This window comes from Pseudomonas sp. ZY71, from assembly GCF_036542145.1.
Lineage (GTDB): Bacteria > Pseudomonadota > Gammaproteobacteria > Pseudomonadales > Pseudomonadaceae > Aquipseudomonas > Aquipseudomonas koreensis_A.
In genome coordinates this window covers 3,476,185-3,499,777 of record NZ_CP144274.1, presented here as the reverse complement: position 1 = coordinate 3,499,777, position 23,593 = coordinate 3,476,185, and the positions used below count along the sequence as shown (strand labels likewise).

The following is a 23,593-nucleotide window of genomic DNA, read 5'->3' as shown; positions in this document are numbered from 1 at the left end:
CGCAATGCTCCTGAACTGAACTCATGCTTACGTTAAGTGTTGGATAAAGAGATTGACCGGGACATCCCCCAGCGCGTCGCTGATATTCAGCTCCCTGTTTTTTGTGACTGCGCTGCTTGAAAAAAGTCCCTTCAGGTTTGTTTCGGAGGCGGCGAACGGTAAAACCACCCGCGTATCGCCCCAGCGCAGCGCATCGACCTGAGGTACAGCACCGTTTTCCAGCAGGGTTGCGCAACGGATCGGCACGATCACGATGGCCTGCGTGCCCTCGTGCTCACGGGCAAACGCGAGCACGTTGTGCGCCTGACTGCCGAGCACTTCCAAGGCCTGGTAAGTGCCCCGGCGGAACAGCTCGGCATGCTCGACACGCAGGTTCAGCACCTCGGCGATCAAGGCTTGCTTGATGCGCCCGTCACGCCAGTTCGCCAGCAACTCCACAGGTGGCAATGGCTCCTGCAGTGCGTGCTCACGAGCGGCGTAATCCACCGGCCGGCGATTGTCCGGATCGACCAGACTGAAGTCCCAGAACTCATTGCCCTGATACAGATCCGGCACCCCCGGCACGGTCATGCGCAGCAAGGTTTGCGCCAAGCCATTGAGGGCGCCGGCAGCGGCGATGCTGTTGACGGTCTTGCTCAGCGCGGCGCGCAGCAGTTCGCCTTCTTCACCGGTGAGCAGCTTTTCCGTGAACGCTTGCGCGGCGTTTTCATAGGCTTCGTTCGGCGCGCTCCAACTGCTTTGCAGCTTGGCTTCGCGCAGAGCTTTCTGTTGCCATTGCCAGATACGTTTGGCGTACTCGGCGAACCCGGACTGATCGTCATCGCGCAGTTGCGGCGGCCAACTGCCGAGCAACGCTTGATAGAGGATCAGCTCATCGCCGCTCGACGGCATTTGCTCGTCAACCCGAACGGGGCGGGCGAGGGCGCGCCACAACTCGATCTGCTCGGCGTACCAATGGCTGCGCTCGCTAAGCACCGCCAGACGCGCGCGGGTGTCTTCGCCACGTTTGTGATCGTGGGTGGCAGTGGCCAGCAAGTTGTCGGGGAACTCGTCCAGCCGTTGCTGATTGACCGCATGAAAATCGCTGGCCGGGGCACTGAATTGCTCGGTGTTGTAGCCGACATCGTTGCGCGACAGCAGCACCGCCGAGCGATACAGCGCGGTGTCTTCCACGGCTTTCGCCGCTGCCGGTGAGGTCAGTTGCTGAAAACGCACGCAGGCATGCTTGAGGATTTTGCGTGAACGCCCGCGCGGTTTGCGTCGCCACGGTGTGCCACCGAGCCACGCAGCGACACAGTCGAGCACCGGCCAATCGGCTTCGCTCAGCGTTTGCCGCGCACCGTCCATGGCCTGCTGGAAAAACACCTCGTCCTGCGCCGAGCGGCCCATGGCGCTGATGTACGTGCGGTACACCGGGAAGTGCACGATCAACGCCTGCAACACCCGGCGGATCGCGCCGAGGGTCAAATCGCGGGTCATCAGGTCATCGCGGGCCACTTGCAGCAGGGCCTGGGCGACGCTTTCGCAGTCGCTCGCCAGCGAGCCGTTGAGGATCTGCTGACGCGCCAGTTGCGCTTCTTCGATGAACGCGGCCGGGCGTTCGGTGCGCCGTTGCCACAGATCACCGAGGACGAATTCGCCGTCCGGATCGTGTTGCAGCAGCGACAGCTGATTCATGAATTCATAACCGGTGGTGCCGTCCACCGCCCAGTCGCGGTGCAGGGTTTCGCCGGCGCCAAGGATCTTCTCGACGTAGATCGGCAAGTGCCTGCCGGGTGCCAGCAGATCGACGCGGCGACGCAGTTTGCGGCAATAACCACGCGGGTCGGCGAGGCCATCGATGTGATCGATTCGCAAACCGTCAACCAAGCCTTCGGCGATCAACTGGAAGATTTTGCCGTGGGTGGCTTCGAACACCGCCGGACGTTCGACACGCAGGCCGCCGAGTTCGTTGATATCGAAAAAGCGCCGCCAGTTGATGTCGTCCGCTGCGGTGCGCCAACTGGCGAGGCGATAGCTTTGGCGCTCGAGCAGTTGATGCAGCGCCTGGAAGCCTGCTTCGGTCGTTGAGTCGAAATGCTGCAGGTTGCTGTGTATCGCTTCAAGCGTCTGCGGATCGCTCGCCAGTTCGCGTAGCTCTTCCTTCAGCGGCATCGCCAGCGAATGTGCATCGGTCTGATAACTGAGCGTGCTGAACCGGTCAGCGAGGGATTTCAGCGTCTCTTGGTGTTTGAGGATCTCACCGTAGTCACTCGGGCAGATCGGGAAATGATGATCGTAGTGCTCGACGTAAAAGCTGCCGGTGTTTGCCTTGAACAGCAGTTTCAGCGTGCCTTCCTGCAACGCCACGCCGTAATCGCTGCCGAGGAACGGCAGCAGCAACTGGCCCTCCATCAACGGGTCCGGCGAGTGCCACTGAATATCGAAAAACTCGCCGTAAGGGCTCAGTCGCCCCCATTCGAGCAGGTCGAGCCACCACGGGTTGTCGCTGCCACCGACCGCCATGTGGTTGGAGACGATGTCGAGGATCAGCCCCATGTCGTGTTCACGCAGGATGCTGACCAAGCGCCGAAGCGCCGGCTCACCGCCAAGCTCCGGGTTGACCTGGGTCGGGTCGACCACGTCGTAACCATGCATCGAGCCGGCCCGTGCCGCGAGCAGCGGCGAGGCGTAAATATGGCTGATGCCGAGCCGGGCGAAATACGGCACCAACGGCACCGCGTGTTCGAGGGTAAAACCCTTATGAAATTGCAGGCGCAGTGTCGCGCGCAGGGGCTGGATGAGCGCTTGATTCATTGGTCACGCTCGGCAGCCTGAAGACGCGCGCACGCCAGCAATTCCAGACGTCGCGCCGCATCCGCGCCGTCGAGCAGCGCCTCACTGGTGCCGGGCAAGCGCCGTGACCAGTTCGGATGGGTGTCGATGGTGCCCGGCAGATTCGCCTGCTCGTTGATGCCCAGCGCATCTTCCAGCGGCAGCAGCACCAGCGGCGCGCGGGTGTGGCCAAGGAAACGCACCGCGGCATCGACCACTTGATCGGCCTCGTGAGATTCCTCGCGGAAATTCTGCGGGTCCTGACTCAAGGCACTGCGCAGGCCTTCACGTTCACGCTGACGATGGTGGCGCCATTCGATTTCACCGTTGGCATCGACAAAACCCAACCGCGCGTTCCAGTCGATGTCGCGGCCATGCCACCAACCGTTGAGCGTTGGCAGATCGTGGGTGCTGGTGGTCGCCAGTGCGTTATCCGGCCAGTCGAGAATCGGTTTGAAATGAGTGTTGTCCTGTTCGAACAGCAACACGCGCATGCCGAGCATTGAGCGGGCGATAAGCTTCTCGCGCAGGCCATCGGGCACCGTGCCGAGGTCTTCGCCGAGGACGATCGCCTGATGACGATGGGATTCGAGGGTCAGCAAGCGCAGCAAATCATCGACCGGGTAATACAGGTACGCACCATCGGCCGGCGCCGCGCCGTTGGGGATCACCCACAAGCGTTGCAGGCCCATGACATGGTCGATGCGCAAGCCGCCGGCGTGGGCGAAGTTGGCGCGCAGCATGTCGATGAAGGCGCGAAAACCGTTGCGGATCAGGCCTTCCGGCGAGAACGCGGAAATGCCCCAGCCCTGGCCCGAGCGATTGAGAATGTCCGGCGGCGCACCGACGGTGAGCGAGGCGAGCAATTCATCCTGAAAACTCCAGGCCTGACTGCCAGCGCCATCGGCGCCCACCGCCAGATCGGCGATCAGGCCAATGCCCATGCCGGCGCTGCGTGCGGCGGTTTGCGCACGCTCCAGGCAACGGTGGATCAGCCACTGGCAAAAAGCGAAATAGCCAATGCGTTCGGCGTATTCTTCGGCGAAAGCTTCCAGCGCTGCGCCGCGTGGGTCGTGCCAGTGTTCCGGCCATTGCCGCCAGTCGAGGTTTTCACCTCGGGCGGCGCGCATTTCCTGAATCGCTTCGAAACGGCAGTGATTTTCCAGTGCTTCGCCACCGGCGTGACGGAAACTGGCGAAATCCGGGTGCAACGGATGGTCACCGGCGATGAAACCTTCGTACAACGCTTGCAGGAGCTTTTGCTTGGCGTCGGCGGCGCTCGGCCAGTCAATCAGCGTCAGGTCTTCCAGTTGCGCGAACTGCTCGGCCAGGCCGGCCGCGTCGATCGCATCACGCAAGGCGCGTTCACCGAGAATCGCGCCGGGAGCGGCGTAAAGAGAGTTGAGGAACAACCGACTGGACGGCGAATAAGGGCTGTAGCGGCCGGTGTCGGCGCTGAACATGGCGTGCAGCGGGCTGATCGCCAAAGCATCGGCGCCGCGCTCACCGGCCACGCGGACCAGGTCTTCCAGTGCTTGAGTGTCGCCGAAGCCGCCGTCGCCGGCGCGGCGCAAGGCATACAGTTGCGCACTCAGACCCCAGACGCGGGGAATCGGATTATCCACCGCATCGCCGACGCTGAAGCAGCGCTCCGGCGCCACGGCCAGGGTGAAATACTGGTCGCTGATGTGCACCTGTTGATAGCCGACCGGGATCAGCCCCGGCAATATCGCCTCGGAATCGAGTTTCAGGCTCAGCCGCGAGCCGTCTTCAAGGTGGATTTCGCATGGCGTTTCCGGGGCGAAATAACGCGCCAGATCCACGCCGACACCGACATCGGCGGTCAACAGCGGCGGCAAGTGACGGTCTTGTTGCACGGCTTGCAGTTCCAGCAGGCTGGCGTCGATTTCCTGCGCCGTGCTGGCGGGGTGGCCGAGGCCGATCAGGACATTGCGCAGCACCGCCGGGGCGACTTTCTGCGGGCGGCCGTTGGCGTCGATCCAGTCGACGGCGAGGCCGGCTCGGCTGGCGAGAATTTCCAGTTGCGCATCGCTCATAGGCGCTCTCCATTCAGAGGTTGCAAAGGGGTTGCGGCCGTGAGGCTGACAAGCGCGCAATACGCGGGCAGTACGCCCGATTCCGACAGATCGGCGCTGGGTGGCTGCTGAAACAGCCACACGGCCTCGGTCTGTGGAGGGTTGACCACTGGTGTGTCGCTGAGGTTCAGGTCAATTCGCAGCTCGCTGCCATTGCCCAGACGCCAGCGCGCACTGACCGCGCCATAACCGAGCATGTGCGCGCCGAGCGCTTGGGTGCCGGACAGATGGGGAATGATGTATTGATGGCGAAACTGCAGGAGCTTCTGGTACAGCGCGAGGGTTTCCTGCTGTTTTTCGCTGCCATGGCCGATCAACCTTGGCTGTGAGGCGTGGAAGGTTTTTTCGCCATTCGGATCGGGAATCTGCTCGCGCTTGTGCGGATCGGTGAAGGCGCTGAACGCGGCGAATTCATTGCGTCGACCCTCGCGCACCAGTTCCGCCAGTTCGCCGTGGTGACTGGTGAAAAACAGGAACGGCTGCTCGGCGGCGAACTCGTCGCCCATGAACATCAGCGGAATCATCGGTGACAGCAGCAACAACACGGTCGCTGCCTGCACGGCACGCGGATCGGCCAGATGATGCAGGCGTTCGCCGAACGCGCGGTTGCCGATCTGATCGTGGTTTTGCAGGAACAGCACGAACGCGGTGGAGGGCAGATGTTCGCTGGGCTCGCCGCGCGGTTCGCCGTGGCGGGTGATGTGGCCCTGGAAGACAAACCCCTGACTCAGGCAGCGCACCAGTTGTTCGGTGGGTTGCGCGGCGTAGTCGGCGTAATAGGCGTCGGTTTCGCCAGTGAGCAGGACGTGCAAGGCGTTGTGGCCGTCGTCGTTCCACTGCGCGTCGTAGTCGTATTCGAGCAGGCTCGACTGGTTCAGTTCGTTTTCCACGGTCAGCCAGACATGCCGGCTCGGGTCAATCTGCGCGCGGACACGCTGGGCCATCTCGGTGAGAAAATCCGGGTCTTCGATGGCATGCACCGCGTCCAGGCGCAGACCGTCGAAGCGGTATTCGAGCAACCACATCAGGGCGTTTTCGATAAAGAATTCGCGAACTTCGCTGCGGCGAAAATCGATCGCCGCGCCCCACGGTGTGTGTTTGTCTTCGCGGAAAAAGCCTTTGGCGTAGCGGTGCAGGTAATTGCCATCAGGGCCGAAGTGGTTGTAGACCACGTCGAGAATCACCGCCAAACCGTGGCCGTGAGCACTGTCGATCAGGTGTTTGAGTTGTTCCGGGGTGCCGTAGGAGGCTTGCGGTGCGTAGGGCAAAACACCGTCGTAACCCCAATTGCGATCGCCGGGGAACTGCGCCAGCGGCATCAGTTCAATGGCAGTAATGCCCAGGCCCGCGAGGCGCGCCAGATGTTGTTCGACTTCAGCGAAACCACCGAGCGCACCGACGTGCAACTCATAGATCACCGCTTCACTCCAAGGCCGACCTTGCCAGGCAGTGTGGCGCCATTGATAAGCCAGCGGATCGACCACCACGCTGTGGCGGTCGAGGTCGCCATCCTGTGCTCTGGAGGCCGGGTCGGGCACTTCCAGTTCGCCGTCGATGTTGTAGCGGTAACGCGTGCCCGCCGGACAGCGGGCCTTGATCACGAACCAGCCGTCTACCTGAGACAGCATCGGCAGCGACTGGCCATTTTCAAGCTCGACACTGACGTAAAACGCATCGGGTGCCCACAGCGCGAACTGTGTGTGTTCGGCGTCCAGCATGATCGCGCCGTGGGGCCAAGTTTCAGTAGACCGTAACGGCATCGTGGTGAACCTCCCTGGTTATTTGTGGTGAGCTTTACCCAGCGCCTTGGCGACCAGTTGTTCGTAGAGTTCGGCGTACGGTTCAACCGCTTTGCACCAGTTGAACGGCGCGGCCATCGCCCGGCACCGCATGGCATTGAGCAGTTCGGGGAAGGCGAAGACCTTGAACGCGCGGCTCAGGGCCTCTTGATAGCTTTCAGCGGTGGATTCGTCGAAGAGGAACCCGGTGACACCGTTTTCAATGGTGTCGGCCAGCCCGCCGGTATTGCGTGCGACCGGCAGCGAGCCGAAACGCTGGGCGTACATCTGGCTCAAACCGCAAGGTTCGTAGCGCGAAGGCATCAGCAGGAAATCGCTGCCGGCGAACATCCGGCGGGCATCGGTTTCGTTGAAGCCGATGCGCACGCCGATCTGCCCGGGGAAGCGCAGCGCCAGCTCGCGCATGGCTTGTTCTTCTTCCGGCTCACCGCGACCGATGATTGCGATCTGGCCGCCGTTCTGCACGATGTACTCGGATACCGCGATCGTCAGGTCGAGACCTTTCTGATAGACCAGTCGCGACACCACGGCGAACAGCGGGCCTTCTGAGTCATTCAATTCAAATAGCTCACGCACATGCGCGGCGTTGACCGCTTTGCCTTCCCAGTCACCGATGGCAAACGGTGCGAACAGGTGCGGATCGGTGGCGGCGTCCCAGCTCTCATCGATGCCGTTGGGGATGCCGCTGAGCAAACCTTGCTGGGTCTTGGCGGCGAGAAAGCCGTCGAGGCCGCAGCCGAAATCCGGGGTGGTGATTTCCTGCGCGTAGGTGGCGCTGACCGTGGTGATATGGCTCGAATACGCCATGCCGGCCTTGAGGAACGACATCTTGCCGTAGAACTCCATGCCTTCCTGTTGCAGGGCGTGGTTGGGAATACCCAGCTCGGGGCAGGAGCCGAGGCTGGTCACACCTTGATAGGCGAGGTTATGAATGGTGAACAGGGTCGGCGTGCGCTGCCCGCGCCAGTGCATATAGGCCGGGGCGAGACCGGCAGGCCAGTCATGGGCGTGCACCAGATCCGGGCACCAGTGGATTTGTGCGAGGTTGGCGGCGATGTCGGCAGCGGCCAGGCCCAGACGGGCGAAACGAATGTGGTTGTCCGGCCAGTCGCGACCGTTGTTGGCGCCGTAGGGCGAGCCTTCGCGCTCATAGAGTTCGGGGCAGATCAACACGTAGATCACCAGCCCGTCCGGCATGTCCATACGGCCGATCTTGCACGGTGGCAGCGCGGCATGGCCGCCGAGTTCGCCGATGATGTGGATCGGGTTTTCGCTGTGCATCACCTGCGGGTAACCGGGGATCAACACCCGCACATCGTGCAGATGAGCCATGGCCCGGGGCAGGGCGGCTGAGACGTCACCCAAACCACCGGTCTTGACCAGGTCGGCGATTTCCGAAGTGACGAACAATACTTTTTTCTTGTTGGGGTTCTGGCTCGCTACTGGAGTCAGCGTTTTGGTGCCGGGGACGTTGATCTGTCGGCTGCCGGGAACACTGACGGTGCTCGATTCTCCAACCGCCTGCTGAGCACGCTCTCCCTGAATATCCAATGCCGCACTGATCATATGAATCTCCCGTATCGTTGATCTGATTCTTGTCTTGAACAAGCGATGTCCATGGCCAAGTCCTGTGGCCGGGCGCAAACGCGCCACGCATCGGTGAGCAAACGCTACCCAACACGCGCAAGCAGAATGGGTGATCGGGCCGTTGCAAGGATTGCACCAGTCGCTTTGGCCCAGTCTTTCTGATGACCCGTCGCGTGGAGCAAAAGTTTCGAGTTTTTTTGCGCAATGTGACCGGTTGGTTTTACCCCGCGAAAGTCAGTCTAGGCCAGATCCTAGAGCGGGCCAGAGCAAATGGGTAAATTGTTCGACAATCGGTTGGCAGTCTGAGCAAACCGTACTTTGCCGGGGCAAACGCACCGACGAAGTGCAGGTTTTTCTGCGAGGGAGGGCCAAAACGGTGACTGGGCGGTCACGATTTTGTGCTAGCGGGAAGGGTGGTTGCACTGTTGTGGTGCGGGCAGTTTGTTGATGGGGTGACTGTTATGTCGCTATCGCGAGCAGGCTCACTCCTACATTTGAAATGCGTTCCCCTGTAGGAGTGAGCCTGCTCGCGATAGCAATAGTGACTTCACCCTCTCTTTGCAGAAAGGGTCAGTTCAGCAGGCGAACCGGCTCCCCAGCCGCCCACCCCTGAATATCCTCGATCATCTGCGAAAAGAACTGCTCATAGTTCTGCTGGCTGACATAGCCCACATGCGGCGTCGCCAGCACATTGTCCAGTGTGCGAAACGGGTGCATGGCCGGCAGCGGTTCCTGCTCGAACACGTCCAGCGCCGCCCCGGCGATCTGCTGTTTCTGCAAGGCCTTGATCAGTGCCGCTTCATCGACAATCGGCCCACGCGCGGTGTTGACCAGCAGGGCCGTCGGTTTCATCCAGCCCAGCGCCTGCGCATCGACCAGACCGCGACTGCGCTCGCTGAGCACCAGATGCACCGACAACACATCGGCCTGCTCGAACAGTTGCTGCTTGCTGACGTGCGTCACGCCGGCCTGTTCAGCCCGTTCGGCGGTGAGGTTTTCGCTCCAGGCGATCACCTTCATGCCGAACACCTGGCCGAACTGTGCAACCCGCTGGCCGATGCTGCCCAGACCGAGAATGCCAAGGGTCTTGCCATGCAAATCACCGCCGAGCCCTTGCTGCCACTGGCCGGCGCGCAGGGCGTTGGCTTCTTTCACCAGATTGCGCGTGGCCGCCATGATCAGCGCCCAGGTCAATTCCGGCGCCGCATGCTTGTAACTGTCAGTGCCGCAGACTTTAATGCCCAGTTTTGCCGCCGCTGGCATGTCCAGCGCCGCGTTGCGCATGCCGCCGGTGACCAGCAACTTCAGATTGGGCAAGCGCTTGAGCAAGTCTTCGTCGAACCGCGTGCGTTCGCGCATCACGCAAATCACCTGATAGCGGCCCAGACGCTCGGCCAGTGTCGCGTTGTCGGCCGGGTAATCGTGTTCAAACGTCACTTCACCGAGGCTATCGAGGACTGACCAGTCGACTACGTCGCGGGCCACGTCCTGCCAGTCATCGATCACTGCAATCTGCACCGCCATCAGCCTTACCTCATCAACGAACGGGATTGGATGTATTCAGCCAGTCGAGCAGGGCCTTGTGGAACTGCGCCGGTTCTTCCATTTGCGGCGCGTGGCCCATGCCGGGGAATTCCACCAGCGTCGACTGCGGGATCAGCTTGGCCACTTGTTTGCCGAGCACCTCGTAATGGCCGATTTTCGCTTTCACCTCTGGTGGCGCGAGGTCCTTGCCGATGGCGGTGGTGTCGGAGGTGCCGATCAGCAGCAGGGTCGGCATCTTCAGGTCCTTGAACTCGTAGTACACCGGCTGGGTGAAAATCATGTCGTAGATCAGCGCCGAGTTCCACGCCACCTGGGTCTTGCCCGGGCCTTTGCTCAGGCCGGCGAGCATGTCCACCCAGCGATCGAATTCCGGTTTCCAGCGGCCATCGTAGTAGGTGGTGCGTTCGTAATCGCGAATGCCTTGGGCGCTGACTTTCAGCTCACGCTGATACCACTGATCCACCGTGCGATAGGGCACGCCGAGGGCTTTCCAGTCCTCCAGACCGATCGGGTTGACCAGTGCCAATTGTTCGACCTGTTCAGGGAACAACAAGGCATAACGGGTGGCGAGCATGCCGCCGGTGGAATGACCGAGCAGTGTGGCTTTCTGAATGCCCAGCGCTTTGAGCAACTGCTGGGTATTAGTCGCCAGTTGCTGGAAGCTGTACTGATAGTTGTCAGGTTTGCTGGAGGTGCAGAAACCGATCTGATCCGGCGCGATCACCCGGTAACCGGACTCGCTCAAGGCCTTGATCGAACTGTCCCAGGTGGCTGCGCAAAAATTCTTGCCGTGCATCAGCACCACGGTGCGGCCATTGGCCTTGCCGTGGGCGGCGACGTCCATGTAACCCATCTGCAGGGATTTGCCCTGCGACTGAAAGGCAAAGTGTTTAAGCGTGTAAGGGTATTCGAAGCCTTGCAGTTCCGGGCCGTAGGCCGGGCCTTCCGGCGCGGCTTCGCCTGTCGTGGCAGCCTGAGCTGACAGGGGCAGGGCGGCGCAGAGGAGCAGGGAGGGGAGCCAACGGGGAAACGTGACAGACATAAGGTCAAACTCCGTTTGAAATCGGCCGATGCTGGAACGGCTGGATTATGCCGACGTTAAACACAGGCAATGCCCGCACCCGAACGTTCAACCCAGCCAGCCCAGCGTCAGCACGGCCAGCACGCCGTAACGTGCGCCTTTGGCCAGGGTGACGATCAATAGAAAGCGCCCGAGTGGTTCGCGCATGACGCCGGCAATCAGTGTCAGCGGGTCGCCAATGATCGGCAACCAACTCAGCAGCAACGACCAATGCCCGTAGCGCTCATAGTGTTTGCGCGCCTTGGCCATGTGCGTGGGGCTGAGCGGAAACCAGCGGCGATCCTGAAAACGCTCGATGCCACGGCCCAGCCACCAGTTGACCAGCGAACCGAGTACGTTGCCCAGCGTTGCCACGGCGAGCAGGCCCCACAGCCAGTAACGCTCGCTGACGATCAAGCCGACCAGCACTGCCTCGGACTGCAACGGCAATAAGGTCGCCGCACCGAACGCGGCAAAGAACAGCCCGAAGTAAGCGGCGCCGATCAATGGGCCGGGTAGTCCGCCACGACGACGTCAGCGCCGTCCTTTTTCAGGCCGATCACTTGATAAGCATCGCTCATGCCGTCCATTTCCATGCCCGGCGAACCCATCGGCATACCCGGTGCGGCGACGCCGAGCAGGTCATCGCGCTTGCTCAGGGCCAGCACTTGTTCTGCCGGCACATGGCCTTCGACGAATTTGCCGTTGATGATCGCGGTGTGACACGACGCCAGACGCGGCGGTACGCCATGTTGTTGCTTGAAGCTGCTCATGTCGCTTTCGACGTGGTCTTCGACTTTGAAACCGTTGGCTTCGAGGTGGCTGATCCATTTTTTGCAGCAACCGCAATTGGCGTCGCGGTGCACTTCGATCGGGATCAGGTCGGCGGCTTGCGCCAGGGAAGAAATGAACAGGGCGCTCAGGGCGACCAGACGCAGGTGGGTTCGCATAGCGGATTCTCGGCTCGGTTGACGATCAGAAAAGAACGCATTTTGACCGGTTTTTCCTGCTTGGCATCAACGCAATGTTTCCAGTTGTTGCAAGGCAGGCTGGCAGGATGATCGTAGATCAAGCCTGACATTTCAGTGCTAGCGATGCAGTCTTCAGTGTTACAGCGATCTACTGTAGGAGTGAGCCTGCTCGCGATAGCGTCTGTTCAGGCACTGAAGTGATGACTGACAGACCGTTATCGCGAGCAGGCTCACTCCTACATGTATCGCGGTGGGTCAGGCAATGAAAAATTGGCTGGGCCGGCCCCATCGCTGGCAACCCAGCTCCCACAGGGGTTATCTGGTTGGCAGAAACCCCTGCATGAATCAGCGCACTTTGAAACGCCCCATGATTGCGCTCACCCGGCTATTGGCTTCGAGCAACTGATGGGTGTTCAGTTCGCTGGCTTTGCCACTTTGCACCAGTTCATCGACCATGTGGCGGATCTGCACCATGCTGCGGTTGATCTCTTCAGTCACGGCGCTTTGCTGTTCGGCGGCGGTGGCGATCTGGGTGCTGAGGCTGTTGATGTGGCTGACCGAGCCGGCCATTTCATCCAGACCCGAGTTGACCCGTGCGGTGGCATCGGCGGCGGACTGGCAGCTGGCCTGGGTGTTTTCCATGGCGCTGACCGACGAACTCACGCCCTGAGTCAGACGCGTCAACATTTCGTTGATTTCCGAGGTGCTGGCCTGCGTACGCGCGGCGAGGGCGCGGACTTCATCGGCGACCACGGCAAAACCACGACCCTGTTCACCGGCGCGGGCTGCTTCGATCGCGGCGTTGAGCGCCAACAGATTGGTCTGCCCGGCGATCGCACCGATCACCCCGAGGATTTCGGTGATGCGCTGGGCGTCCTGCTGCATGTTTTCAACTTTGTGTGTGGCACTGGCCACTTCATCGATCAATGCCACCACGCTGTTGGTCGCTTCGCCCACTACCACGCGCGAACGGTCGGCGTTTTCGTTGGCGCGCTGGGTGAACGCTGCGGTTTCGGCGGCATTCTGCGCAACGCTTTCTGCCGTCGAACTCATCTCGGTGATGGCGGTAACGGTCTGATCGGTTTCCGAGGCGTGACGCAGCAGGATCTGGCTGGTGTGCGCCGAAGTGCGCTGCAGGTTGTCGAGGCTCGAGGCCATGGCGCCGGTGGCCTGGGTGACTTCGCCGATCATGTTTTGCAAGTAGGCGATGAAGGTGTTGATCGAATGACCGATGGCGCCGAGTTCATCTTCGGCGCGAATGGTGATGCGGCGGGTCAGGTCGGCATCGCCACTGGACAGCAAGTCGATGTTGGCTTTCAACGCTTTCATGCGCTGTACCAATTGGCGAATCGCGTAGACCTGCAACAGCACCAGCAGGATCACCAGTGGAATCTGCAACAGGCTCAAGGTGCTGAGGACGTCATCACGCTGGGCGGTGAGCATTTTCGTCGGCAGGGCGGTGGCGAGGAACCACGGTGTGCCTTCAATCGGGCGCATGAAGAAGGTGCTGGCTTCACCGTTGTTGTCGAACTCGATGCGCTGCGCCTGATCACGATTCTGCAGCCCGGCTTTGACCTGGCTGGCGAAGGTCGACGTGGCGGCCAGTTCGCTGATGTTCTTCAACACGATCGGGCCACTGATGCGCGAGCTGTTACTGATGATCTTGCCGTCGGCCTCAATGATCAGCATCTCGGCGTTGAGGTCTTTTTCCTTGCGCGCCACCAGATCGTTGAAGAAGCCGAGGGTCACGTCGATGGTCGACACGCCCCAGGCATTGCCGTTTTTCTGGATGGCCATGGCGCAGTTGGTGCGCGGCTCGGCGCTGGCGTCATCTTTATACGCTGCCGCCCACGCGCATTGGCCGCGTGGCGTGGCCATGCCGCCCTTGTACCAGCTCTGGTCGTAATAGTTGGGGGCTGCGTCGCTGTTCCAGAACGTGTTCACCGCCAGTTTTCCCGACGCGTCGCGATGCCAGAACGTACTGAATTTGTTGCGCCCCGCTTCACGCTGCCCCGGCAGCGGCCAGATCCCGCCACCGAATACCTTCAACTCACCGTACTGATCGACCAAGCCTGGCAGTACCGTGTCGATGGCAGCGCTGTCGAGCAGCGGGATGGTCTGGGTGATGCTGCGCTGTTGCGCCTGCACTTTGTTCAACTCGCCCTGAATCTGCTCGGCCACTTCGGCGATGCGGTTGAGGACGACTTGTTCTTCGGTATGCCGCAGCTTGGGGGCGACCAGTTGGCTGATGCCGACCACGGTCAACACCGACAACAGCAAAATGAACAGAACCAGAAACAGCGTGTAGCGAGCCTGAATGGTACGGAATGCGGGCATGGACCGGTCCTTGAGCAGCGTTTCTTATTAGGGGGCAGAGGCAAAACAGTGCGGGTGTCCACAGCGTATCGTCGTTAAATCGCGAAGCTTTAGGTACTTGCGTCCTAATAAACCTGAGCGCCGATGACTGGTCAGTATCGGCTTCGATACGCAAGCGCTGGTCATCGCCTGCGACCGGCTGAAAAAGCCATTTTCATTTCATTGTGATGACGGCTCTGGGTCAGGGTTTGCGGGGCGTTGCGCTTTTGTATCGAGAATGTACAAGAATTGTAAAAAAGTGCAGAAAGAGGTTGGTGCCATCAGTTCGCCCGCCGATACTCGCGGCCATTAATGCCGTTCACTCGGATATTTCAGGTCATTTCACAGGGAGTCTTTTCATGACGATCGGTATTGTCGGCGGCTGGCAGGCCAAGGCAGGACTACTGGTGCGCGACACCGGCGCAAAGAAACAAGTGTCCCAGAGTGTCAAGGTGCAGCAGATGCTGACCCTGGTCGGTAATGATCCCACCGCGCTGAATACCGCCGAAATGGACAAGCAGGGTTTGCGCAAGGCGATCAAGGGTTTCGATCCAGCGAACGTTTCAGTCAAACAAATGGGCAATCTGAGCGAGATGCTGCGTAGTCGCGGGCTGATCTCCGAGATCACTTCCTTCACGTTGAAGAACGCGGGTGACAAGTTCGACCGTTTCGGCGTGACCAAAGATATTGATGCCAAATTCAACGCCCTGGAGTATTTCGCGACCCAGCTCGATGCGATCCAGAGCAATGGCCTCAATGGCAACGCCTACGGCAAGAACCTTATTCCCGAGTTCAAGAAAGCGATTTATGTCCTGCAGAACCTGAAGACCTACGGTGACGGCAACGTCGCCAAACCTGTCGACCAGGGCGTCAAGGCCAAGGCCTGAGTTCGAGCGTTGTAGCCCGCTCAATGTGTGAGCGGGCACTGGTTTTGACTCAAGAATGCGGCGCTGCCTCGCTGGCGCGCGCTGCGATCTGCTGTTGCGCCTGATCGTGCAGGCGCTGGATATGCGGGCAACGCAACTCCAGCGTACGTGGGCGATAACCCCGATGAAACAACGCCAACCATCCCGCGCAACGATCATTCGGGGCAATCCCGGTGAAGATGAATCCCATCGCCGACAGACTGTCCACGGCGCTGGCAAAACCTGTTGCCAGCCTGAGCCTGATCGAGATCATCCAATGCCGGGGCAATTGTCGTAGCTGTTTAAGCAAACAGCTGTCGAGTTTTTTCAGCAGCACCTCATAGCGCCCGGAACATTGTTCGACATGTATGGGCGGTCCGACCCAAAGCGGTTCTTTTTCCTGTGTTCCGTAAACGCCGGACAAATGTTCCATGAAGTCGCGACAGCCGGGCGGCCAGGGCAGTGCCGGAAGCGGGCGCCGATAACCGTCGATAGCGGTGAAGCCAATGACGATGGTCTCGGGCAACGGTTCACCAAATGGCGAGGGGACATAGTCGAGCAACAATCCCGTGCTGCAAAAGCCGAGCCGGTCAGCCATGCGTTGCGTGTAGGCATGCTGCGTCACTTGTTTGATGGTCACGCCATGGCACCCCAGTGCTTGCGCATGGATCAACAAGCGCGTGCCCAATTGCGTGGCGATGTTCTGTCCGCGTGTCGACGGGTGTACCACGCTCAAAGCCAGTTCGGCTGTGTGCGATCCGCTGTTTCTGCACAACGTCGCGTGCCCGAGAATTTTTTTCCCGGATTCCGCTACCAATGAATGCCACCTGCCATCGCCGTGGTTCTGGTTGATCATCAAAGGCAAGTACACATGCGGCTGCACGTAATGGTCACCATAGATTTCCCTGAACAGGCGGCTGACCGCCCCGGCGTCGGTACGGCGATAGCTGCGCAGCGTCAAGTTGTCCATGGGCATTGCTCCGACCGCAGGTTGTCATAGCGGCGCAGGTCGAGGACGCGTTGGTGTTTGCCGGAGCGTGGATGGCGAGCGAGTTCATCGTGTGTGCAATGGGCAACCTGCAATTCAAGTTGCCGATCAGCGTTGAGTTGCGCGATCAGCGGGTAGTGCTCGATCAAGTCACGGTGCAATGTTGAGCTGGCCGGTGCGGTTTCCGCCGTCAGCACATCGGGTACCCACTTCAGCTGCAAGATGTCGACGTTCGCCGGCTGGCTGATGACCAACTGCCAGTCATCACTGCCAGTGGCACGCCGGACCATTGCGCTGATGTCTTCGATGATCAGTGTCAGCGAGCCTACCCGCACGCGCGGGCTGCTCGCGCTGCGCCCCATCAAGGCAAACTTGCGCATCGGCGCCGTGCCAGGTTCTCGCCAACAGGCGAGGTCGCCCACGGGGTAGCGGATCAACGGCATCAGCCGACGGGTGAGGTTGGTCATCACCAGCCGCCCGGTGCGGTCGCATTCCTCAATCAATTCACCGGTGTGTTCATCGATGATTTCCAGCACGCTGTGACCGGGCAGCATCCGGTGCTCGCCCAAGGCGCAATCGCGGCCCGTGGTGCCGATGAGTCCCGCGTCGACACTGGCATAGCCGATGGAGGCGATCCGCGCGTTGGGGAACACCCGGCGCAACATCTGCATTTGCCCGTCAAACAGGCTTTCCCCGCCATACAGCAGGGTCTCGACCTCGGTCAGGGTTTGCGCCTCGCGCTGCAGCTCACTGGCGAACGTCAGCAATTGCGCGGGCACCCCGGCCAGTACGTTGATCCGGTGCTGCCGGATAGCGTCAGCCAATACCCCGTTCGCCACATCACCGGTGAACGGAAATTCGGTAACACCCGCTGTTTCGTGCGCCAGTGCATCGTGGATAAAAATGAAGCTGGCATACAGGTCGCCGACAAAGAACAGGTTGGCGACCCGGTCTCCGGGATTGAGTTGATGACCGAGCTGGTTGCCGAAGTCCCGCACCAGGGTCTGCCATTCTTCGCGGGTAAATACTGAAAGTTTACCGGCGCTGGTGGTTCCACCGGTTTTGAAGACCAGTGCGCGTTCGACGGTAGAAGTCAGCACCGGCCATTGTTCGAAGTTCAGGCTGTTTGCCCAATAGCGTTGTGGGTCCGTCACTGGAAGTTGATCCAGTGCAGTGAACTGTGGTGCAACGTTATGCAACTGTCTGGCGTAATACTTTGAATGCGCTCGGGCAAAAGTGACCAACTGATTGAGTTCGAGTGTTGCGTTCATGGTGTTCTCTTTAATTGTTATGACCGTGGGCGATAAATGTCTTAACGGCGCGCATCGATGACGGATGGAATCTTTCCGCTGTGTTTGTTTCTGCTGAACTGCTGGGGCTCGCAGATTTGCGCTTCTACCGTGAGCAGTCTGCTGCGCAGCAAAGTGGCCAGCGTCGAGTAACTTTGCAGTCGGTCGAGAATGTCGGCGGGGTTGCCAGGGCTGCGAATCAGCATTCGTTCCAGGCCATCGGGTGCTTGATCGAGGTGCAACTGAAACGCGGTTTGCAGGTGCCGTGCGAGTTCGTTCAGGCAGATGAAGTCGCTGCCGATACGCAGCAATCTGCCGTGCCGTTGCAGCAACTCGAAGCGTGGCGAACTCAGCCCGCACGGGCAGTCGCCAGGTCGCCAGCGACCGGTGTCGCCGACGTCATAACGCTGGACCTGCTGACCCTCACGAGCTTTCGAGGTGAACAGCAACCGGCCGACTTCATCACCGACGACAGGCACGTCCTGCTCCATTGCGACGATTTCCAGATGCTGGATGTCGTCCATCAGGTGAAACACACCATCAGCGGTTGCCGCGCAGGCGTGCCCGAACGGCCCCGCATCGACGCTGCCATACACTGCCGAGCGGATGCTGGCGACGCCGCAGCGCTGCAGTAGCTCGCGACACTCACCACTGATGTGTTCACCGCCGAGAAAGACTTTTTCAATGCCGCCGTAACGGCTCAGACGTAGCTGTTCGTTGAGGAACAATCGATGCAGGGTGCTGGGCATGCCGATCAGCACGGTGACGCGCTGCTCGATGATCACTTGAGCAATGTCGCTGTAGTCATCGTCGGCGGGTGCGCCCATGGGCAGGTGAGTTGCGCCCAACAGTTCCAGTACTTTGGCGAAACTGAAGAAGCCGCCGTACAGGCTGCCACTGAAGAACAGGTTCATGACCTTGTCGCGACCCGGATCGAGTCCTGCCGCAAACAGACCATCGGCGGCGGCGCGCATCTGGCGTTGAAAGTCGCGGTAGCTGAACCCCGCTAGCGCCGGTGTGCCGCTGCTGCCGCCAGAGCGGAAAAACAGTTGTGCGGCCGCTGTCGTCGGCCGCGCGATAAACGCCGCTTTGTCGGTGATCGGCAGGCCCGACAGCGACGGCGCGCGAGGCGGCCGGTCGAGGGTCATATGGCTAGGCAAATGCGTTGGCGCGATGCTGACCGAGACACGTCGGCTCAGGCGTTGCAGTGCGTAAACGCCGTCGTGAGGTTCGCCGTCGTAGCCGTCATGAATGGCATTGACGGGCGTAATGCGGCTGACGCCCGCGGCAATCAGCGTGCGCGACAGTTCAGCGATCTGCGGTTCGGCACACACCAGTGCACAACTCTGCAATACGTTGCGCCAGGGTAGCAGCGTCTGGGCCAGACGCGCGCGTGGCAGGGGCTTGAGCAGCAGCGTGCGAAACAGTGGCGAGGGCGCGAGCACTTGGTCATGGCGCCAGACAACTCGCCAGCCCGGCGCGCTCCAGACGTGCGCCGTCACAGCAGAAAAGCTCTGGGCCAGGCGCGTCATCAAGGTATGGGTGGTGATCTCGCTGGCTTCCTGGACCGTTGGGGTCAGCGCCGGCCATTGCCCGGCACGGCGCTCGAACGCCGTGGCCAGCGCTGAGCCGATTTCGTGCAGCACGGCCGGTTCGTCGCTGTCGACCAGTAACCATTGCGGGCTGGAACAGGCCTGCTGATCCAGTCGGCAAACCTCATCGGCTATCGCCTCGAGCGTTTGCGGCGTGGCAGCGTCCGGCGTCAGGTAGGCAAAACTGACGCGGTGGCCCCAATCGATCCAGCGGCATCCGGGCGGCAACTGTTGGCGGATGGCTTGCAGCGCGGCTTCGCCACCCCACGCCGATACGCCATTGGCCATTTTGCACAAGCGGCCGATTTGCGCGGTTGCCACTGGTAGCACGGCCACGTAATGGCGCAGTTGACCGCTGGGGTCGCATTGCACCAACGCATGCAGCAGACGTGCAGTCAGACCTTGGTCGCTGCGGCTGGGGCGTAGCCAGTTGATGTTGCCGGCCAAGAGGCTTTCGATCATCGCGCAGCAGGCCAGCAATGGCGCGTTGGCCGGTGTCACGTGGACCACCAGACCCAAAGGGCTCCAGCGCTCGAAACGCGATTGCCGACAATCGAAGCGGCGCAGGGAATCGGCGTGATCACCCAGTTCGCGTTCGAGTTTGTTTTGCAGGGCGTGAGGCTGACAGAAATCGATCAGGGCCTGGCGTTGTTCGTCATTCAGCGGCAACTCGACGCTGTGCAGTTGCTGCGCAAGGTTTGCCGCGGCGGTCAGCACAGTGGCGCGCTGCAGCGGTGTGCTCAGGTGTTGCGCTAAGGTCTGATGCAGCAGCGTCAGTGCGGTGTCGAGATCGAAGTCCGCGTGCAGTTCTCCGTTGATCAGGTACATATCAGTGCTTCCCCAATAATTCAGATGCCGCCATCGCGCAGCTTCTGCCGACGGTAGTGCCCGCGCGGCCATGCAGTTCGAACCAGTCACTGGCCAGGCCGCAGCCGCAACTCGAGCCGGGATACAGCGTCGCCAGGTCGCTCATCACCACCGCGTGCGCCGGACTGGATGAAATGTAAGGCGAGACAAAACCCAGCAAGCCTTGCTGGCCGTAGGGCTGGACGGAAAAGTCGCGCGGATTGCGCACGTAAGCCTTGGCGTAAACCGGGACATGAAAATGATGCCGGGCACATTCGATGTAGGGCACTGCGTGCTCGACCGCACCGTAACCGTCTCGGCATCGCGACATCTCGATGCCCAATTGCCGGGCGATGTGCTCATACAGTTGTTGTTTTGGAATTTCCTCGCTGGCGCGGGTTTTCCAGCCACCGCCGAAAAACACCAGCGAATCGGCCGGCAGTTGCAGGGCAGGCACGCCGGTGGCCTGCATCTGCTGCAGGGTCTGCCAGAGAAATGCCGGGAAACCGAAAATGCGCACCGGCAGGCCTTCTTCGGCGAACGATTGCAGGGCAGCGATGACGCCAAACACATCGAACTGATGCCCGTCGCCGTTACAGCGCAAGGCATAGACGAGCCGATTGACCGGGGCAAAGCGGCAGAGGAATTGGTCGGTGTAGGACGTCCCCAGCGTGATCGCGCCTTGCGGCTCGTAGCTCAGCAGCAGGTAGTTGCACGGCGTGTCCGGTGAATTCCAGCCGTAGTGGCTAAAGATCCGTTCGACCATGAACTGCGCGCTCGACAGACTGCGTGGGTCGTAGCGCATGCGGCTTTTCTGGCCACTGGTGCCGGACGAGGTCAGTTCCAGAGCGGTTTCTCCGGTCGGACTGAGCAGCAATTGCTGTTTGAAGAAATTGGCCAGAATTGGCGGCAGCCGGGACCAGTCATCGAGACCGTCCAGGTCCTGTACGTCAAAGCCGTTCGCGTTCAGCCAATGTGCGTAACCGGGAGTGTGCTGGCAATGAAACCGACTGATCTCGGCCATGGCCTGATCGAACAGGCCGGCAGGCACGGCCTCCGGGCAATAGGGGTGCGGCAACGCGCAGAGCGCATCGCTGGCGGGGAAGTGGTTCATTCAATATTCCTTTATTGAGCAGAAGCGGAGTCGGGTCGGTTGCGTTGCAACAGTCCCTGGACCAGAGGCAGGCACATCAGGCCGCTGAAGGCGGCGTAGAGCGCAAAGAGTTCGAGGCGTGCGCCACCACCGATGGCGGCAATGAGCGAACCGCCGAGGCCCATCACCGCAATCGAAATCATCCCGACCAGCGCCGAGACCAGGCCCTTGCTGTCATCGCTGGCAAACAGCGCCAGCCGATACACTGCGGCGTTGCTCATGCCCAGCCCTATCGCATACAGCGCCAGGCTCGCGACCACCGGACCAAGACCGGCGCCAGATAGTGCGCAGCCGATCAACGCCAGAAGTCCCAGGCAAAACGGCCAGAGCGCCAAGCGAATCAGCCGCGGTAACGAGTGCGTGGCCAGCAAGCGGTCGAGGATCAGATTGCCGACGATAACGGCGGAGAAAATCGGCATCTGCCACAAGGCATATTCCACTGGCGGCAGCCCCAGCAACTGCATCAGCAGCAACGGCGCCAGGCCGATCCACGCGATCAGCGGCAGGCTCATCAGCCCCAGCGCAAGGCTTGCGGCGAGAAACCGGCAATTGCCAAACAGCGCGCGGTAACGCTGGCCGGTCTGGCGCCAGGAAAAACCCACCGCTGGTTGCAGGCGTCCATCGCGACGCACGGTCCCGACTGTTTCCGGCATGCAGACGAAAAGCCCCAGCCAGACCATGGATGCGGCAAGACCCAGACCGAGAAACAACTCACGCCAGGACAGCCATTGCAGGAGCAGGATGCCCAGCAGCGGCCCCACCAACGGTGACAGCAGGGCGATATTGCCGAGCAGTGCCATCAAACGCACCGCATCGGCCTCGCAGAACACTTCTTGAAGGGCGGGATAACTGACCGCCACGACAAACCCCAGGCCCATGCCTTGCAGCAGTCGCAGCAGATTGAAGGCTTCAATGCTGTGGCTGGCAAATGCTCCCGCGCAGGCGACACCGAACACTGCGCAACCGATCAACAATACCCGCCTTCGACCCCATTGATCGGACAGCGGCCCGATCAGCCATTGCAGGCAGACGCCGCCCAGCAGATAGAGATTGAAGGCGTTGGGAACATGCCGTACATCCGCTTGAAGTTCTGTTGTAACGGTCAGCATGGCCGGCATGATCAAGTCGCTGGCCAGGTAAGTCAGAAGTTCAAAAGCGCTGATGGCCAAACAAAACCCGAGCACTTGGAGTGGCCCGATTGGTATGAGTGTTCTCTGCATATACGTCCCTGTTGGTGAATGGAAGAAAGTTGCCAGAGACTAGTTGCAGAGGCTTGTGCGACCTACTTTTTTGCTGCGACATTAGATTTCAAATACTTGCAACTTGTTTAGGGGTTTGCACTTTGCGCAGGAACACTTGTTACATCTGCGTGGCAGATGCCAGCGGCAAAAACAGAAAAGCCCGCTACACGGCGGGCTTTGTTTGAAGTGGGTCGGGCTGGTGAGTTTCCCGCCTCGGCTTGTTCATCGACAAGCGAGTGGGATGAACATTCCTGTTCTATCGATGTTGGTAATAGCCAGGGCCACCCTGGTAGTAGCGATGATGATCACCGTGCCAGCCGCCGTGGGGGAAGATGATGCAGCCACTCAGGGTCAGCAGGGCAAGAACGGGAATCAGCCAAGTGATTCGACGCAGCATTTTGAAAATTCCTCATGGTTACGCCGTCATGAAGCCAAAACTCTTCATCGGCTGTAACATGAGACCCCGATTGCAGCAGCGCATCCCCGTAGAACGGTAAGTGCATGGCATGCAAACGGATACAAACCGGATACATTTCAACGTTTCAGGAAGCCGTAATGACCCACAAGCAACGCTTGATTTATTCGATTCTGATCGCCGTGTCGGTCCTGGCGATCATGCTCGGCCTGTCCTGGCTGCAGAACGCCGGCATGATTTCGGAGAAGACGTTCCAGTTCGTCGCCATCGGTGTGGCGGTGATCGTGGTGGTGATCAACGGCGTCATGCGCCGCAAGGTCAAGCCTTGACGGCGATTGCCGTACGCTTCAATCGTTGTTGAGGACGGCCGCAGCCTGTGGATGCAGGCTGTAGCTCTTGTCTTCATTGAAGGTGATCACACCTTCGGCGCACAGGCGCTTGAGCACTTCGCGCACACTGAGAAAGGACAGCGGAATATCCAGGTCCAGCAATTGGCTGTGGACACCGCGCACGCCCAGACGTCGCTCGCTTTGTGCGGCAACCAGCAGGGCGTCGATGACTTTCAGACGAATCAGGCTGGTGCGCAGCCCGAAACTTTTCAGCAGCGAGCGGATGCGTTCGTTTCCGTGACGCTCGACGCGTTGCCCGAAATCGCTCGCGTGTGGGCTCATGGAAACTCCTTTGGGTGCCTGGCTACCGTCCGTTGGTAGTTGCGAGTTGTACATGCGATTACTCCTTTTCAGAGTCTGATCGGGGAGGGTTTTTTTGCTCTCTCTAAACAAGACGTATCAGCACGACAAATCATGAAAGAAAATATGTAGAAAATTTGTTGGGGGTTTGTCTTTTTCTTGTGATTTCGGGTTGGGGGGGGGTGTTGGCCGTGGCGGCCTTTGGGCCGACCAGGTTCTTGGGGTTTTGGGGGTATATCCGTTTTTTT

Annotated in this window: 17 protein-coding genes and 2 pseudogenes; 2 read left to right on the top strand and 17 right to left on the bottom strand. The window is 60.4% G+C overall.

From position 1 onward, the window contains the following. Nucleotides 1-27 precede the first annotated feature (27 nt). The 10 genes and pseudogenes from VY732_RS15450 to VY732_RS29970 all read right to left on the bottom strand — a co-directional run. A complete protein-coding gene (locus VY732_RS15450) occupies nucleotides 28-2,796 on the bottom strand; it encodes a malto-oligosyltrehalose synthase (protein WP_331691132.1) in 2,769 nt (922 codons plus the stop codon). Continuing rightward, nucleotides 2,793-4,871: a 4-alpha-glucanotransferase gene (gene malQ / locus VY732_RS15445; protein WP_331691131.1), complete on the bottom strand. Its 2,079-nt coding sequence runs from the start codon at nucleotides 4,869-4,871 to the stop codon at nucleotides 2,793-2,795. Before malQ ends, VY732_RS15450 begins: the two co-directional genes overlap by 4 nt. Beyond that, on the bottom strand, nucleotides 4,868-6,670 hold the full coding sequence (gene treZ / locus VY732_RS15440; protein WP_116032957.1) for a malto-oligosyltrehalose trehalohydrolase: 1,803 nt from the start codon (nucleotides 6,668-6,670) through the stop codon (nucleotides 4,868-4,870). Before treZ ends, malQ begins: the two co-directional genes overlap by 4 nt. Nucleotides 6,671-6,688: 18 nt before the next feature. Beyond that, a complete protein-coding gene (gene glgA / locus VY732_RS15435) occupies nucleotides 6,689-8,275 on the bottom strand; it encodes a glycogen synthase GlgA (RefSeq protein ID WP_134177084.1) in 1,587 nt (528 codons plus the stop codon). A 591-nt stretch (nucleotides 8,276-8,866) separates the two neighbouring features. Continuing rightward, nucleotides 8,867-9,820 (bottom strand): D-2-hydroxyacid dehydrogenase family protein, encoded by a 954-nt coding sequence (locus tag VY732_RS15430; protein ID WP_331691130.1) that lies wholly within the window; start codon nucleotides 9,818-9,820, stop codon nucleotides 8,867-8,869. A 13-nt stretch (nucleotides 9,821-9,833) separates the two neighbouring features. Beyond that, nucleotides 9,834-10,883: an alpha/beta fold hydrolase gene (locus tag VY732_RS15425; protein ID WP_331691129.1), complete on the bottom strand. Its 1,050-nt coding sequence runs from the start codon at nucleotides 10,881-10,883 to the stop codon at nucleotides 9,834-9,836. Nucleotides 10,884-10,970: 87 nt separating this feature from the next. Continuing rightward, nucleotides 10,971-11,405 (bottom strand): YqaA family protein, encoded by a 435-nt coding sequence (locus VY732_RS15420; protein ID WP_331695876.1) that lies wholly within the window; start codon nucleotides 11,403-11,405, stop codon nucleotides 10,971-10,973. Continuing rightward, complete coding sequence (locus VY732_RS15415) at nucleotides 11,405-11,851, bottom strand: DUF411 domain-containing protein (RefSeq protein ID WP_077572718.1); 447 nt, start codon at nucleotides 11,849-11,851, stop codon at nucleotides 11,405-11,407. The genes VY732_RS15420 and VY732_RS15415 overlap by 1 nt, the downstream gene beginning before the upstream one ends. Before the next feature lie 366 nt (nucleotides 11,852-12,217). Further along, nucleotides 12,218-12,745, bottom strand: a pseudogene (locus VY732_RS29975) (methyl-accepting chemotaxis protein); the annotation flags it as partial. Between the two features lie 333 nt (nucleotides 12,746-13,078). Next, nucleotides 13,079-14,209, bottom strand: a pseudogene (locus tag VY732_RS29970) (HAMP domain-containing protein); the annotation flags it as partial. A gap of 377 nt (nucleotides 14,210-14,586) precedes the next feature. Between VY732_RS29970 and VY732_RS15405 the strand changes: the two are divergent. Further along, nucleotides 14,587-15,114 carry a hypothetical protein gene (locus VY732_RS15405; RefSeq protein WP_123593335.1) on the top strand — a complete coding sequence of 176 codons (528 nt, stop codon included), beginning with the start codon at nucleotides 14,587-14,589 and terminating at the stop codon, nucleotides 15,112-15,114. A gap of 49 nt (nucleotides 15,115-15,163) precedes the next feature. Here the strand turns inward: VY732_RS15405 and VY732_RS15400 are convergent, their stop codons facing one another. The 6 genes from VY732_RS15400 to VY732_RS15375 form a co-directional block, all read right to left on the bottom strand. Continuing rightward, nucleotides 15,164-16,102, bottom strand: coding sequence for a GNAT family N-acetyltransferase (locus VY732_RS15400; protein ID WP_077572721.1), 939 nt, complete (start codon nucleotides 16,100-16,102; stop codon nucleotides 15,164-15,166). Beyond that, on the bottom strand, nucleotides 16,090-17,391 hold the full coding sequence (locus tag VY732_RS15395; RefSeq protein ID WP_331691127.1) for an AMP-binding protein: 1,302 nt from the start codon (nucleotides 17,389-17,391) through the stop codon (nucleotides 16,090-16,092). Before VY732_RS15395 ends, VY732_RS15400 begins: the two co-directional genes overlap by 13 nt. 41 nt (nucleotides 17,392-17,432) lie before the next feature. Continuing rightward, nucleotides 17,433-19,829 (bottom strand): acyl-CoA reductase, encoded by a 2,397-nt coding sequence (locus tag VY732_RS15390; RefSeq protein ID WP_331691126.1) that lies wholly within the window; start codon nucleotides 19,827-19,829, stop codon nucleotides 17,433-17,435. A 1-nt stretch (nucleotide 19,830) separates the two neighbouring features. Next, the gene (locus tag VY732_RS15385; RefSeq protein WP_331691125.1) at nucleotides 19,831-20,961 is read right to left on the bottom strand and encodes a LuxE/PaaK family acyltransferase; all 1,131 of its coding nucleotides are present in this window, start codon (nucleotides 20,959-20,961) and stop codon (nucleotides 19,831-19,833) included. Between the two features lie 11 nt (nucleotides 20,962-20,972). Next, nucleotides 20,973-22,220, bottom strand: a complete 1,248-nt coding sequence (locus VY732_RS15380) for an MFS transporter (RefSeq protein ID WP_331691124.1) — start codon at nucleotides 22,218-22,220, stop codon at nucleotides 20,973-20,975. A 277-nt stretch (nucleotides 22,221-22,497) separates the two neighbouring features. Continuing rightward, complete coding sequence (locus VY732_RS15375; RefSeq protein WP_008077622.1) at nucleotides 22,498-22,638, bottom strand: hypothetical protein; 141 nt, start codon at nucleotides 22,636-22,638, stop codon at nucleotides 22,498-22,500. 158 nt (nucleotides 22,639-22,796) lie between these two features. On the opposite strand from VY732_RS15375, the gene VY732_RS15370 reads away from it, so the two are divergent. Continuing rightward, nucleotides 22,797-22,985 (top strand): hypothetical protein, encoded by a 189-nt coding sequence (locus tag VY732_RS15370; RefSeq protein WP_038363103.1) that lies wholly within the window; start codon nucleotides 22,797-22,799, stop codon nucleotides 22,983-22,985. Between the two features lie 18 nt (nucleotides 22,986-23,003). Here the strand turns inward: VY732_RS15370 and VY732_RS15365 are convergent, their stop codons facing one another. Continuing rightward, nucleotides 23,004-23,381 carry a fe2+ zn2+ uptake regulation protein gene (locus VY732_RS15365; RefSeq protein ID WP_331691123.1) on the bottom strand — a complete coding sequence of 126 codons (378 nt, stop codon included), beginning with the start codon at nucleotides 23,379-23,381 and terminating at the stop codon, nucleotides 23,004-23,006. Between the last annotated feature and the right edge of the window lie 212 nt (nucleotides 23,382-23,593).